General features: G+C 35.9%; 16 protein-coding genes and 1 tRNA gene. 15 read left to right on the top strand and 2 right to left on the bottom strand.

What is annotated here, in order from left to right; all coding sequences use genetic code 11:
• The first annotated feature begins 4 nt into the window (after nucleotides 1-4).
• The 6 genes from Q0L65_RS00080 (at nucleotide 5) to Q0L65_RS13960 (ending at nucleotide 5,299) form a co-directional block, all read left to right on the top strand.
• Nucleotides 5-661: an outer membrane lipoprotein carrier protein LolA gene (locus Q0L65_RS00080; protein WP_296682151.1), complete on the top strand. Its 657-nt coding sequence runs from the start codon at nucleotides 5-7 to the stop codon at nucleotides 659-661.
• 7 nt (nucleotides 662-668) lie between these two features.
• Nucleotides 669-2,108: an LptF/LptG family permease gene (locus Q0L65_RS00075; RefSeq protein ID WP_296682149.1), complete on the top strand. Its 1,440-nt coding sequence runs from the start codon at nucleotides 669-671 to the stop codon at nucleotides 2,106-2,108.
• A 5-nt stretch (nucleotides 2,109-2,113) separates the two neighbouring features.
• Nucleotides 2,114-3,247 (top strand): 3,4-dihydroxy-2-butanone-4-phosphate synthase, encoded by a 1,134-nt coding sequence (ribB, locus tag Q0L65_RS00070; protein WP_296682147.1) that lies wholly within the window; start codon nucleotides 2,114-2,116, stop codon nucleotides 3,245-3,247.
• Between the two features lie 167 nt (nucleotides 3,248-3,414).
• A tRNA-Ser gene (locus Q0L65_RS00065) sits at nucleotides 3,415-3,499 on the top strand.
• 275 nt (nucleotides 3,500-3,774) lie between these two features.
• Complete coding sequence (locus Q0L65_RS00060; protein WP_296682146.1) at nucleotides 3,775-5,019, top strand: site-specific integrase; 1,245 nt, start codon at nucleotides 3,775-3,777, stop codon at nucleotides 5,017-5,019.
• Nucleotides 5,020-5,077: 58 nt separating this feature from the next.
• Nucleotides 5,078-5,299, top strand: a complete 222-nt coding sequence (locus tag Q0L65_RS13960) for a DUF4248 domain-containing protein (RefSeq protein ID WP_366051060.1) — start codon at nucleotides 5,078-5,080, stop codon at nucleotides 5,297-5,299.
• Between the two features lie 121 nt (nucleotides 5,300-5,420).
• Here the strand turns inward: Q0L65_RS13960 and Q0L65_RS00055 are convergent, their stop codons facing one another.
• Together Q0L65_RS00055 and Q0L65_RS00050 are read right to left on the bottom strand one after the other, a co-directional pair.
• A complete protein-coding gene (locus Q0L65_RS00055; protein WP_296682144.1) occupies nucleotides 5,421-7,598 on the bottom strand; it encodes a DEAD/DEAH box helicase in 2,178 nt (725 codons plus the stop codon).
• Nucleotides 7,598-8,536 (bottom strand): DUF1837 domain-containing protein, encoded by a 939-nt coding sequence (locus Q0L65_RS00050; RefSeq protein ID WP_296682143.1) that lies wholly within the window; start codon nucleotides 8,534-8,536, stop codon nucleotides 7,598-7,600. Before Q0L65_RS00050 ends, Q0L65_RS00055 begins: the two co-directional genes overlap by 1 nt.
• 262 nt (nucleotides 8,537-8,798) lie before the next feature.
• Here Q0L65_RS00050 and Q0L65_RS00045 point away from each other — a divergent pair, with 262 nt between their 5' ends.
• The 9 genes from Q0L65_RS00045 to Q0L65_RS00005 form a co-directional block, all read left to right on the top strand.
• A complete protein-coding gene (locus tag Q0L65_RS00045) occupies nucleotides 8,799-9,038 on the top strand; it encodes a hypothetical protein (RefSeq protein WP_296682142.1) in 240 nt (79 codons plus the stop codon).
• Entirely contained in the window at nucleotides 9,031-9,531 is a 501-nt protein-coding gene (locus tag Q0L65_RS00040; RefSeq protein WP_296682140.1) for a hypothetical protein, read from the top strand. Before Q0L65_RS00045 ends, Q0L65_RS00040 begins: the two co-directional genes overlap by 8 nt.
• A complete protein-coding gene (locus Q0L65_RS00035; protein ID WP_296682139.1) occupies nucleotides 9,531-11,381 on the top strand; it encodes a transglutaminase-like domain-containing protein in 1,851 nt (616 codons plus the stop codon). Before Q0L65_RS00040 ends, Q0L65_RS00035 begins: the two co-directional genes overlap by 1 nt.
• Before the next feature lie 18 nt (nucleotides 11,382-11,399).
• Nucleotides 11,400-11,924: a hypothetical protein gene (locus tag Q0L65_RS00030; RefSeq protein WP_296682137.1), complete on the top strand. Its 525-nt coding sequence runs from the start codon at nucleotides 11,400-11,402 to the stop codon at nucleotides 11,922-11,924.
• A 162-nt stretch (nucleotides 11,925-12,086) separates the two neighbouring features.
• Entirely contained in the window at nucleotides 12,087-12,668 is a 582-nt protein-coding gene (locus Q0L65_RS00025; protein WP_296682136.1) for a hypothetical protein, read from the top strand.
• 19 nt (nucleotides 12,669-12,687) lie between these two features.
• A complete protein-coding gene (locus Q0L65_RS00020; protein ID WP_296682134.1) occupies nucleotides 12,688-13,107 on the top strand; it encodes a hypothetical protein in 420 nt (139 codons plus the stop codon).
• A gap of 5 nt (nucleotides 13,108-13,112) precedes the next feature.
• Nucleotides 13,113-13,658: a hypothetical protein gene (locus Q0L65_RS00015; RefSeq protein ID WP_296682133.1), complete on the top strand. Its 546-nt coding sequence runs from the start codon at nucleotides 13,113-13,115 to the stop codon at nucleotides 13,656-13,658.
• The gene (locus Q0L65_RS00010) at nucleotides 13,643-13,966 is read left to right on the top strand and encodes a hypothetical protein (protein ID WP_296682131.1); all 324 of its coding nucleotides are present in this window, start codon (nucleotides 13,643-13,645) and stop codon (nucleotides 13,964-13,966) included. Before Q0L65_RS00015 ends, Q0L65_RS00010 begins: the two co-directional genes overlap by 16 nt.
• Nucleotides 13,966-14,401, top strand: a 436-nt coding sequence (locus tag Q0L65_RS00005; RefSeq protein WP_296682130.1) for a hypothetical protein, incomplete at its 3' end; no start/stop codon positions are given. The genes Q0L65_RS00010 and Q0L65_RS00005, both read left to right, overlap by 1 nt.

Below are 14,401 nucleotides of genomic sequence, written 5' to 3'. Positions count from 1 at the left end.
CCAAATGCAAAACAAGAATACGATTAAAAAACTATTATTCATCACTTTACTAGTGTTGGGCTGTACTTCTCAAGCACAAGATAAAAAAGCTAAAGCGCTTTTAGATCAGGTTTCGGCTAAAGTAAAAAGTTATAATTCCATACTAATCGATTTTAAATATTCCCTTTCAAATACCAAAGAAAATATCAATCAAGACAGTAAAGGAAATGTTATTTTAAAAGGAAATCAATATGTGCTAAATTTTATGGGGGTAACTAAAATTTTTGATGGCAAAAAAAACTATACTATCGTTCCTGAGGACGAAGAAGTCACTATTTCAAAAGTAGATGAAAATGATAATACTGCTGTCACTCCTTCAAAAATGTTGACCTTTTTTAATTCAGGATACAAATACAATTTAGACGAAGTTGTTACAATTAAAGGACGAAAAATTCAATATGTAAAATTAGTTCCAATCAGTTCCAAAGATCAACGAAAAGAGATTTTATTAGGAATTGATAGCCAAACCAAAAACATCTACAATTTGATCGAAATTGGTAAAAAAGGAACGAAAACTACCCTAACTGTTAATTCTTTTAAAACCAACCAACCTTTGTCAAAAAATCAATTTACCTTTGTCAAGAGTAAATATCCCAATTACTACATCAATTCATTAGATTAATTCCTAGGTGAAAATAATTGACAAATACATTCTAAAAACATTCCTGATTACATTTACGGTAGTATTTGTAATCCTTTTTTTTATATTCATTTTGCAAACTGTTTGGCTATTAATTGCCGAATTAGCAGGTAAAGACTTAGATACATCCATGATTATCCAGTTTTTGCTGTTCTCAATGCCTCGATTAGTTCCATTAGTTCTGCCTTTGTCAATTTTACTAGCCTCCATAATGTCATTTGGAGACCTATCAGAAAACTATGAATTAGCCGCAATGAAATCTGCTGGTATTTCATTACGACGTACTTTACAACCACTATTTATCTTAATTTTTGTTTTTAGTATTACTGCCTTTGTATTTGCTAATAGTGTTTTGCCTTATGCCGAATACAAGTTTATCAATTTTAGAAAAAACATCGCACAAGCTAAGCCTGCCTTAGCTATTACTGAGGGGCAATTCAGTGATGTGGGATTGTATAACATTAAAGTCAACAAAAAATCTGGAGAAAATGGCAATATCTTAACAGGAATTACTATTCATAAAAAATCAGATCAGGGAGATGGAAGTCGTGTTGTTATCAAAGCCAAAAATGGAAAATTAGTTAGTGCAGAAGGAGCTAATACCCTTCAAATGGTTTTAAATGAAGGTAATTATTATGAAGATGTTATTCCTAAAAATTATGAAGACCGACCTAAAATGCCATTCGTTAAGAGTGCCTTCAAGAAAAACATCATAAACATTGACATATCCGAATTTAATAAAGTAGATGTCAGTAACGAAAATATCACAAATACAAGTACGATGTTAACATCAAGCGAGTTGCGATACTCGTTAGATTCTCTACAAAAAACATTTAAGAATGATGTCGTGTCTTTTACAGAAAATATTAATCAAAGAGTTGGTGTACAAAAAATGGTACAACCAACAATTAAACCCAAAAAAATAAAGAACCAATTTCAGTCTAATTTACTACATCTATTTACACCTCAACAACAATTAGACATTTTAAATTTAGCCAATAGCAATTTAGAAAGCGTCAAGTATTCTATTGAAACTTCTACTACCGAATTCAAAGTGAAACAACAAAATATTGACGCTCATTTGATTGCCTTACATGATAAATTTGTAATTGCTTTTGCATGTTTCTTAATGTTTTTTATTGGTGCCCCATTAGGAGCTATTATCCGAAAAGGAGGACTTGGACTTCCTGTAGTTTTTGCTATGTTGATTTTTATTTCTTTTCATTTTACCAATACCTTTGGAAAAAAACTAGCAGAAGAAGGTAGTTTGACTCCTTTTTTAGGCACTTGGATGTCTTCTTTCATTTTAGCCCCATTAGCAATACTTCTTACCTATCGAGCTACAAATGACATAGGATTAATCAATATGGATGTTATATTGGCACCATTCCAAAAAATAATTAAAAAAATATTTCCTCCTCAAAATTAAACACAATGACAACGACAAAAATACATCTCAATACTATCGAAGAAGCTATCGAAGATATCCGACAAGGCAAAGTTATCATTGTAGTAGATGATGAAAATCGAGAAAATGAAGGCGATTTTTTAGCTGCTGCCGAAAAAGTAACACCAGAGATGATTAATTTCATGGCTACTCATGGTCGTGGTTTGATTTGCGCTCCATTGACTGAAAGTCGTTGTAAAGAATTAGGATTGCACGTAATGGTGTCAAATAATACTGATCCTATGGAAACCGCATTTACGGTTTCGGTAGATTTAAGAGGCAACGGAGTAACCACAGGAATATCAGCAGCAGATAGAGCCAAAACAATTTTGTCATTAGTCAACCCAGATACCAAACCTCACGATTTGGCACGTCCTGGACATATATTTCCATTAATTGCTAAGCAAGGTGGAGTTTTAAGAAGAACAGGACATACAGAGGCGGCTATTGACTTTGCAAGATTAGCAGGATTCAAATCAGCGGGTGTTATTGTAGAGATTATGAACGAAGACGGTACCATGGCACGCTTACCTGAATTAGTTAAAGTGGCTAAAAAATTTAACTTAAAATTAGTTTCTATTGAAGATCTAGTAGCGTATCGTGTGCAACACGATAGTTTAATTGTCAAAAAAGAAGACTTTGATATCGAAACTCGTTTTGGTACTTTCAGGCTGCGTGCGTATGAACAAACTACTAACAAGCAGGTACATATTGCTTTGACCAAAGGCACTTGGAATTTAGGTGAACCTGTATTGACTCGCATTAATTCATCTCAAGTAAATAATGATTTATTAGGTACTTTAACCCACAATGCTGAACATCATTTGGATAAAATGTTCCAAACCATCAATGAAAATGGAAAAGGAGCTGTCATTTTTATCAATCAAGACATGCAATCAGTCAACTTATTAAGTCGTATTGCCGAATTGAAACAATTACAAACTGAAGGCGAAATGCAAGCACCTCGAATTATTATTGACACTAAAGATTTTGGCATTGGCGCACAAATTCTACACGATTTAGATATTTCTAAAATCAGATTAGTAACTAATACGAGCCAAAGTAAACGCGTTGGAATGATTGGTTATGGACTTGAAATCATTGAACACGTCAATTATTAATCGCATAGATAAAAAATAAACGATTTTTTTATTTTCTAAAACAAAGAAAATGAAACAATTAAAAAAGCTACTTCAAAATTGATGTGTTTTTTATTCAAATAGATTTGCATAACCAAAAAAAGCACTTATATTTGCACTCGCAACCACGAAAATGGTAGCAACATATTGGAGAAATGGCAGAGCGGTCGAATGCGGCAGTCTTGAAAACTGTTGACTGTAACAGGTCCGGGGGTTCGAATCCCTCTTTCTCCGCAGACAGATTGTCTAAAACAGTCTAAAAGCGTGTAAAATCAAGGTTTTACGCGCTTTTTTTATGTTCTTCAAATTCTAAAAAAGTCTAGGTTTGTCTATACTTTTGGTTTCTTAGCGGGTTTCTTTTTTTAGAAGCCAAAAAAGAAACCAAGCAGTTAGACGCTAATAGACATAATAAGACTGAAAAACAATGAGTTAGGCGACTATTTTCTCCTTTGGAAACGTAAATTTGTAACATCAATAAAGGGGGGCACAACGTAAAAAATTAGTGCCAAATGTCGTCAAGTCAAAAATCAAACTTCTCGCTGGTTGTTTACATCAGCAGAACAAAAGCAAAGAAGAACGGTGAAGTTCCCGTTCTAATGAAAATCAACATCAATGGAGAACGTGTAGTTTTACAGCTCCAGCGAAGTCTACAGCCCAAAGACTGGGATTCTAAACGCGCCAAAGTAATTGGTCGCTCTCACGAAGCTCGTGAATTCAATGATTACATTGATTCCGTGATCACCCGAACTCGCCAGAAGTACAGCGAGCTTATTACCATGCACGATACCGTTACTCCGCAACTTTTGCGAGATGCGGTACTCGGAGTAAACACAGCAAAAGCCAAAATGATTATTGAAATTTGGGAAGACCATATTGAAGGACTTCGTAAGTTAATTGGTAAGGAAAGTACCTATGCTACTTGCCAAAAGTACAATGCTGCCAAAAATCATTTCTCCAATTTCCTTAGAATTAAATACAAAGTAAGCGATGTACCGATTAAATCAATCGACCATTACATGGTTACTGAATTTGGTATGTATTTGAAAACGGAAAAGGGTTGCAATTTTAATACTACCAACAAATTTCTTCAAAATCTTAAAAGGATCACCTATCGCTGCCTTCGCCATGGATGGATATTGAAGGATCCATTTGCAGGAATCAGCCTTACAATGAAAGAGGTTGATCGCCCCTATTTGACCGAAGATGAATTAAAGTCCATCATGGAATACAACTCGTCATTTGAAAGACTTACCAGGGTAAGGGACTTTTTCGTGTTTTCTTGCTTTACAGGTTTGGCTTATGCAGATGTGAAAAAACTCAAACGGTGTGAGATTGAACGGAATGAAGCTGGCTATTGGATTAAAACCAAAAGGCAAAAAACAGGCGGACGTGCAAACGTGCCATTATTGGATGTTCCGATGCAAATCATTGCCAAGTATGTTCAATTGGATTTGCTCGAAGCAGATGACCTTATTTTGCCCATTATGAGCAATCAAAAAATGAATGCCTACCTGAAAGAGATTGCCGACTTCTGTGGCATTACCAAGAAGTTGTCTTATCACATCGCTCGCCACACGTTTGCAACTACGTTGACCATGATGAATGGTGTGCCGATTGAGAGTGTAAGTAAAATGCTTGGACACAAAAACATTACAAGCACCCAGCACTATGCCCGAATCGTAGATAAAAAAGTAGGTGAAGATATGGAGCGACTATCCACCAAGATAGGAAGTCGATTAGCAATGTCGTTTTAAACTTAAAGCCCTGGAAACCCCAGGGCTTTTTTTATACCCAATTAGACCAGTTTAGAAAATGGAAGAGAAATTTAGAATAAAATCATACGGCTATGGTGAGCTTGCACAGCTCTATTTTCCGAACATATCAAAGAAAAGTGCGAGTGCTCAATTACGCAGATGGATCAAATTAAGTGACGCGGTTTTGCCAATGCTTCAAAGCTTGGGTTACAAGCCAGGTCTTCGATTACTGACGCCAGCCCATGTGAAGGTAATTGTTGAGGAGTTTGGGGAGCCATGATTTATTTAACGTTTCGAAGCTTGGCGAAGTGGCGGATTTTGAAACACTTACTTTCATTTAAGTAATAATGTTCAATTTAGCACCGAACCCGCCATTTTGCCAAATCCGTGTTAGGCGATGTTTAGTTATTTTTTAGTTTATTCCTTTCATATTCTATAAATATTTTATTGTCAAAAAGTCTTTCTGATTTAATAATTTTCATTACTTCTTCTTGAGGGGTTTTAGCGGAAATGATATCTTCTAGTTTTCTAATTGCAGAAGTGGGTATACCATATTCACTAAGGATTACTAAATTTTCTCTTATAAAATCATTCTCAATTAGATTAGAAAAATAGGTGTAGTTTCCTGGCTTTAAACCACTTTCACTACAAACGAATTCCTGAATTGAATTTATTACAGATAGCCATTTAGGAACTTTGTATTCTAGCCAATGTTTTAAGACTTGAAAGCTATCTCTTATTGCTTCATCCATTATTTCATTGTCAGGTATACTTTCAAATTCCTTAAGTCCTTTAAAATAACTAAAAGTGCTATTTACTAGATTCCAAATATTCTGATTATATCCATAAATTTGAGTCACCGTTACTAATTTATTGAGAGTCATTGGTCTCACAGTTTCATTTGGTTTTAGTAAATTGTTCCAAGCTAAACCTAGAATATATTCTAATTGTTGTTTAGTAGGGTAATTACTCCAACTGATTAAGTGGTACTTAGATTTAAGTTCAGTTCGTATTGTATCAATGATATTTTTTTGTCCAAAAACTTGTACTCCATTTTGCTTTATTAAATTTCTTTCATTAGGAGGTAACTCATTAATACGATTTAATTGTTCTTTATTTGAATCTTTGACTTCTAAATCTTCAAGGTTAATTAACACCTCGTCAGAAATAGGATTTTGCTCAAAAAATGGTATGTCTATAACAACTTGGTTGTTTTCTGGTATTTCATTAAAATTATATATTTTGCCAATATAATGAACCATCAATCTACCAGCTCTACCTTTAATATTTGAATAATCAAAAAAATCTATTGGTGTTCTTCTTCCTTTTGTAGAGTCATAATAAATAATATTTTTTGCACTCGTGTTTACACCTTCTATTATTGTCGAAGTACAAAACAGATACTTTATTTTTTGAGTATTGAAATAATCAATAATTGTCGTTGTAATATGTTTTTGTAACGCTCCATCATGTATACCTATCTCTAATGATAGTAAATCCAAAAGACTCCATTCAGCAGAAATATTTATTTTAATCCATTCAATAATATCTAAATTATCATTTGTCTTAGTATAGTTTTTTTCAATTAAATACTTTAAAAATTGGCTTGATAAATATCTGACTCTTGCTGGAGATGAACAATAAATTATTGATTGTTCATTTTGTAAACTAATCAATAAATCAAAAAGGATATTTTCTTTATATTCTTTGAACTTAATTGGTTTGTCAAAATAATCTTTATGTTTAGAATAAATATCTATTGACTTTGTGTCTACTAAGGAAGATTTTGTTTTGTAAAAAATAGCATTATACTTTTCAGTAAATCCCTCTGAAATGGAATCTATATTTGGGCCTAAAAGATAAAATTTAGGATTGAATGTTTTTAGAACATAATTGAAAGCGTTGTTAAGCGAGTCTGCCCTTTCATCATCTCTTTTTGCACTCAACTTATAAAATTCGTCAATAATAATAAGGTCAATTCTAGGAAGATTCTTAAACTCATTGACTCTTTCTGCTGTAAGCAAAAATAAGTTTCCTTTTTCAATACTCGGCTCTTGTGAAGTTCTGACTATTAACTTATACCTATCATCATACTTCATCAACTTTCTTCTTGTTTCATCAAGTAAGGCTAAAGTTGGTTGAATAACAATAATATTCTCGAATTTGCTTGTTGCTACAATTTCCTCGATAAGTAGACTTTTTCCAAAACTAGTTGGAGCACTGACAATTACATTTTTGTCTGAATTAATTAATGAAAGTAGGTATTTCTGGTCTTCATGCAGTACTATATCAAGATTATCAGATTGATGATAAGCGTTTCGGATTAAAGCGTCAGTAGATGTAATTTTCAAATCTTCTTTTTTGATATAAGGATAAAATCCTACCCCTTCAATTAAGTCGGCTAAGACAAAATCTAAATTGGGTTCAAATTTGGATTTGTTACCTAAAATATTAACTAAAAGTTTTTGAGCATTTTGCTCATCTTCAACGATTAGAGCAGAACAATACTTGTAAATATTGAAAGTGGATTCAAAGTTTATTCTATCAGTGCTTTCTATGTAGTTGATAGTTTCTTCCATTATTCACCAAGTGTTTGCAATAATGAGATTTTATTATGCATCGCCTTAACTAACTCTGTTTTATTCTGTACTGGAAATAATATCAAGATAATATTAAGGTTTGCTTTTAATGGATGGTCATTTTTCCCATCAAAATATTTTTTTATATCATTCATTTCATTCACGTAGGAATCAATGAATTCTTGTTTAGTTTCGTCATCGTGAATTGAAAACAAATCACATTGGTATGTACATAAAAGTGGAATATTTATAGTTGTTAGTCTTTCTTTTAAAGTTCTTGAATCTGTTAGAAGGTCTAACCAATAATCTTTTTGAGTAATATTATCTAAATGTTTTAATTTTTTAGAAATCAAAATAAACTCTGAGTCTAGATAATCTGATTTAAAATGCTCTTTTATATCATTTACCAGTTCTTTTACTCCTCTTTTGCCATCAGTATATATCTTGGATTCGCCAAGCCATAATGTTTGCGTTTCTTCTTGAATATGAACTGAATCAAATCCATGAACTGCATGTCCTAATGAATCTTTAAAATATATTTTAGATAATAAAGGAATTGTTTTATAAAAATCTCTTAAAAGTAAATGCAAAATTAATTCTCCAAATTCTCCTCTCCTCAGATATTTATCTTCTAAATCATCATCAATTGTACCATTGTTATCATAAATATCTTTTACTTTCTGAAATGAGTCAATTTTGTAAATTGATTTTGCGGCATCAGTTAATTTGCTTAGTGTTTCTGTATTGACCGTTTGTGTATCTTCATGGAATCCAAAAGCAAATTCATGTATTACATGAGTTAATTTAGTTACTAATGGTTTTATTCTATATTCTTTTTCGCCAAGATCATTTAAATCAAATCCGACAAGAAAAGTACTAAAGTCAACATTATTGATTTGTTGAATGATTATTTTTTCAGAATTGAATGGTGTTGCCATATGGTTTGTTTAAATATTGCCTAACTTGTGTATACCCAGAACAAACCTTCTCATAGTCATACAATAATGGAGTGATATGCGAGACTTTGTTTCGTTTTATTCTTTTTGCAATTACAGATGTATTTTTAAATTTATTGTTCACAAATGTAACAATTTACCCTCAAATATTTACATACACCCGTTTAGAGATTTACACACCCTCTTCCGCCTTTTACACAGTTTTTCATTTCAGAAGTTTGTATCCTAATCGATACAAGACTTCATGCAACATCACACACATACTGCATTATTTACGACCGTTTCAGGGGTTGTCGGTGGCGTTGGCAAAGCAATTTCCGCTAAGCCTTTATTACTGGCGATAACATTACCAGGACTGACCACTGTTATTATTTATGCTTCTGCATCAGCTGTTGCTGGATATGTGGTTAAGAAGCTCTTAGACGCGGCTTCGCGCAAACTCAATCAATTCTTTAACGAAAAATCTGCTGACGACAATGAATAAATTGGTTGGCATAACACTTGGAGCCGTTGCGGTTTATGGCATTGTTAGATTACTAAAAATGCAAAACGTAGGGGATCAAACCAATATTTCGTTGGTGAATCCACGTGTTCATGCTATCAATTTAGGAGGATTATCATTTCGCACCGAAGTAGCAATCAACAACCCTTCAAAAGATTCTGTAAAAATTACGAAACCCGTTGTAAGCGTAAAAAGTAAAGGGAAATTGTTGTCCCAATCCAATGCGGAAAACAAGGAAATTATTATCAAACCGCTCGGTGTTACTCAAATTGACACCATTGAACTTCAAATTAATTGGATGACCCTTTCGGGGCTTATTTCCAACATTGTTTCAAAAGTTCCAGCAGTGATTACCGCGTTTAAATCAGGGAACAAAAAGAACTTGATTGATCAACTCGGTATTCCTATTGAAATGTCTTTTTCCACCTATGTAAATGGGCTCTTTTATGAATCAGAACCTAGCAAAATTATCTAATGAGGGCACTCGCACATATACCAAGCAAAACTGTTACCAGTGGTTATCGTGCCATCAAGGATGGAAGCCGCTATAATACGTATTTCCCGCCACCTGATGAGCGTGACCGTGTCATTATCAAAGATGGCGAAGTAACGGATACTGTTGAGTTAATGGAGAAAGTCGTTTGGAAATACCTTGACGACACCAAGCGAATCGCTCCATTACTCAGGCGGCCTTCCACCCATGAGACCTGTCAAGCTATTTGGGAATTCATCCACAACTTTATTCAATACAAATTGGATCAACGTGGACTTGAACAATTGCGAAGACCAGCAAGATCATGGGCCGAGCGTTCAACGGGTGTTGACTGTGATTGCATGAGCATTTTTACCTCAAGCATTCTCACCAATTTAAAAATTCCTCACAGCTTTCGAATTACAAAATATAGTCAGGATTCATGGCAACATGTATATGTGATTGTCCCAATAGCTGGAGCCAATAACTATTGTGTGATTGATGCTGTGGTTTCTGAATTCAATTATGAAAAAAAATACACCGATAAAATGGATTACACTATGAATCTAAAAGGCATAAATGTAGCTGTACTTAGTGGCATTTCAGGAAATGACCACTATGAGGCAGTGATGGCAACTTCTCTTTCAGGCATTGGCCTGGGAGCCACAACCAATCAATCAGACTTAGATAAACTTTATCAAAATTTAGTCGCAACACGCAATGCTGTAGCCCAGAATCCAAGTTTGGTTTCAACAGTGGATGACCCCCAGGCATTGATTAAAATGCTAGACTATGCCATTCAATATTGGTACACCGATAAGCGCAATGAGGCACTAGATATACTCGCCAAGAACGAAGCGCAATTGAATTTGCAGAATGGCGTAAATGCCATGAATGGACTAGACTACGATCCAGATGATTTAGCCTTAAGTGGAATCAACGTAAAAGGATTTTTTACCAATGTAAAAAAGACAGTAAAAACCGTTGGTCAAAAAGTGGGTCAAGCCGCAAAAGTTGCTGTAAAAGCAGTTGTAAAATTCAATCCACTTTCTATTGCAGCTCGCGGAGGATTTCTGCTTGCCATGAAATTAAACCTGGGCAAAATGGCTTCCAAGCTCAAATGGGCTTACGGAACACAGCAACAGGCTGCTGCAAAGAATGTTTCTGCTACCACTTGGCAAAAAAGTAAAGATGCCTTGGTGAAGGTTGAAAAGCTATTTGCTGACAAACTACAAGGAAGCCGAGTGGCTTTAAAAAATGCAATACTAAAAGGACGTGCAGGAAATCTTAGTGGTTATGTAGAAGAACAAATGTCGGGTTATTTAGGTGATCCAGCCTCCGCAACGGTGATTGCTGCTGCCGCTCCCGTGATCATTGCTACCATAAAAATATTAAAAGAATCTGGACTCATCGGAAAGGATGAAAACGTAGATATGAATTCGTTAACCAATGAGGTTAACGCTGATCCAGGAGCTGCTCAAGCGGCTGCTGAATTCCAAGAAACTGATCCAAATGCAATAGAAAAAATGGCTTTAACTACTCAACCTGAAACATCGTTGGCTCCTGCCACAACAACTAATGATCCCTCTGTTACACCAAAAGCTAGCGGAGGTGGTATTATGAACTTCATTAAAACCAATCCTGTACCTGCTGTAATCGGCGGTGGTTTACTTGCCTTTGGAATTTATCAATTGGTAAAGCCAAAGAAAAAGGCAACGGGCTTATCTGGTTATCGCACCAAACGAAAACCAGCAACCACGACTAGAAAAACGCTTCCTAAAAAAACAACGACTTCAAGCCGCACTGTAAAAGGGAGAAGTAAAAAAAATATTACCCCTGTAAAACTATTTTAATCAATAAATACGCAAACCATGGCAACTCAAACCAAAAAAACCAAAATCAGTAGCCAAGCTGTGATGGGAGAAATCAAAACCTTGGCTATGCTCACTGGCGGTGTTGTTATCGGCTCGTTGGGCGGAAAAATGATTGACAAAGTATTGAATGTAGATGCAACAGCAACTGGATTTAATGCCAAAGCACTTGCTCGACCAATTGTCCTTTTGGGTGTTGGTACTGCTGGAAACTTAATGCTAAAAGACCCAAACATGAAAATGTTGGCAACGGGTGTTGGCGCATCGGGTTTACTCTCTGGTGTAAAAGTATTCTTGAAAAAGGACTTATTGGCTGGACTTTCTGACTTTAGCTTCAATGGCATAGACGGGTTGGGAGAACCAACCGTGTATCGCGAACCCATGAACTTGTCAGTAGAACGCTACAATCCTGATCTACCAGCTTTGTCTTCTCCAACCTCTTACAATCCTGAAGAATTCTCCTCTCATTCAGCAATGGTGGAAGGTGTTTCAGAAGAGGATTTGGCCTACATCGAAATCATCTAACCTAAATAATTATTCATAAACAATTAAAAAATCAGAAATATGTTAACGCTCGGACAAATCGAAAACAGTGAGTACAACTTACTAGGTGCAATGTCAGAAGATGACTTTTTGCAAGCCCTTGACCTTAGTGGCCCTAATGACAAGAAAAAACTGTTCCGCAAAATGCAGAACCAAACGCGTGTTGCAACCAATGCAACAGGCTCACGCTCTCGCGCAGAGTTTGAAAAGCGCATCTCAATGTTGCCAAAGGAAATCCAAGTTGGATTGGCAAATCAATCGTTGCAAGCCGTTGATACCGCTTATTACGTGGTGAAAACTATCAGTGGCTCAAAAGTCATCAAAATGTTCAAAGATGACGACAACAAGGTTGTTGGATCGAGCAACATCTCTAGCGGAAAGTTGGAGAAAGGAAACTACTTCTTGTTGTATGGATTACAGTTGTTAGGCGGTGTTGGAGACAACAACGACTCCCCTGGATCAGTAAACTACGATGTGGTTCCAGATTACATGCGCAATGGTGAATTTGAATTCAAAGCCAATGGAACTGTATTGGTACCAAACACATCTTGTGAGGTGTTTCAAACTACGGGAAAAGATACATTTAAAGGTTTGTGGATCTTGGATAATCCAAAAATTATCCGTGACCAACAATCCATTGAGTTGAACATTGAGTGGTCTGCTAACGCTCCACAAAACTCTTATTTGAAGGCGATCCTTCGCGGAACAGCAGTAATTAAAGCGTAAACGATAAATCCAGTTCACCATGAAAAACCACAAGTTTCAGCAAATTCGAGTGACTGTTACCAAGCCTGGAGACAGCCTTCGATTCAATGCACAAACCGACAAGCAGTACGCAAGAATTCGAGGCATTTATGTCTCTATTCCTGAAGAACGCCTTGTTCCTGGATGCTTGTTGGGGTTGAAAGTGAATAATCAGGACATTTTTGAAGATGTGCATGAGGTGAAACTGCTTACTAGTGGCAACCAAGTAGCTCCCAATAAGAAGTTTTTCTTTTTTGAGGAGCACTTGGATGCTGCTGGAAGTACCGTTGAGGGTCGTTTTACTGACGGACAAACTCAAGTTGATCTTGCTAGTCTTGCAGCAAATTCAGAAACTGGTTTTAGTACCTACGGCTATCCTTATGAAGTGAAAATTTATTTGTGGCTCACCAATGAAAAATAAATCCCATGGCCGCAATACGCTACAATATCATTCGCCTTCAAGTGGAAAGACCAGGACAAATTGTTCGGTTTCAACACAAAATACCAAGCAACCTAAAACGCTGCACAGGTTTTAAAGCTGTGCATGTTCGAGGGGTGCAAACGGATTTGTACATCCCAGAAATTGGGTGGTTTGCCGCCTCGTTTAATAGTTTGAAGGAAGAAGCAATTGTAACACCTGTTTCAGCTCAAGCATTTTATGAACCTGAAGTATCGCATGAGTTCCAAACATTGGATGTTGCGCTGCTGCGGGGTCAATTAGTGGTGGGTGTATATGTTGATACTATGAAATCAAATGTATTTGCGCCTTACATCGTGAGCCTTTATCTGCGTTGCATAGAGCGTTTAAGTAGCCCATTAACAAAGGACAGTCAACCCAAAAAGGAATTTACTGAATTGGTTCAAAAGCTTCAAGACCCAACTGATGAAAGTATTTGGGAAGAGCATTTAGAGGATGAGGATGAATTAACAAGTGAAGAAATTAACCAAGACCAATTATGTTCGATCACTTAATTCACATTCACCAACAGTTCAAACAGCGAACCATTGGAATTGAGTTGCAGCGTTTTAAAAACGTGGTAACAAAGCCTGGCAAGCTGAGATATGAAATTGAGGCATATAATGAGTATTTATTGCTCACCAATGCATTTGCGCTGCCCATTGGTACACGGATTATTTCGGACACCAATAGTTTAGAGGTACTAACCAGTCAAAACGGACTCGAAGGACTTGAAGAGTTTAGCGGCCTGGTGGCCATTGAATTGCCAGCAAACACCATAGAATTTCCCATTGTAGAGTTTATCCAAATCGTCAAGGAGTAATGAGTAAGAAAAAGATATATCATGTCATACAGGTGAGTCAGAAAATGATTCAAACCTTTCCTAAACAAGGACACAGCAATGTGGTGTTTAATGCTGTTTTCTACCGAAACGGTAAGAAGCTCAATAGTATTGATCAGGCAGATGTAGCAAACTTTTCACACCTGGTTCGGAGTTATGATAAATCTGAAAATCCAGATAAGGTTAAAGTTGAATTTAAAGATCAGGATTCTGGTAGTTTAATTTGGGCAAAGACATTTGAATGGACAGATGTAGACGATGAGATCCCACGTTCTCTTTCGGGTTATTCTGGATTAGGCGAAGCGGAAGTGAACGATTTAGTGCAGCGAAAGTTCTCTGAAATGGAACGTTCCAAGGAATTGGAGCGCATGAGCAGTGAACTTCAACGATTGCAGACAGAAAACGAAGAGCTTGAAT

Origin of the sequence: Flavobacterium sp. (assembly GCF_024642105.1) — a bacterium.
Lineage (GTDB): Bacteria > Bacteroidota > Bacteroidia > Flavobacteriales > Flavobacteriaceae > Flavobacterium.
The sequence above is the reverse complement of the archived record's forward strand: the minus strand, read 5'-3'. Positions and strand labels throughout refer to the sequence as shown.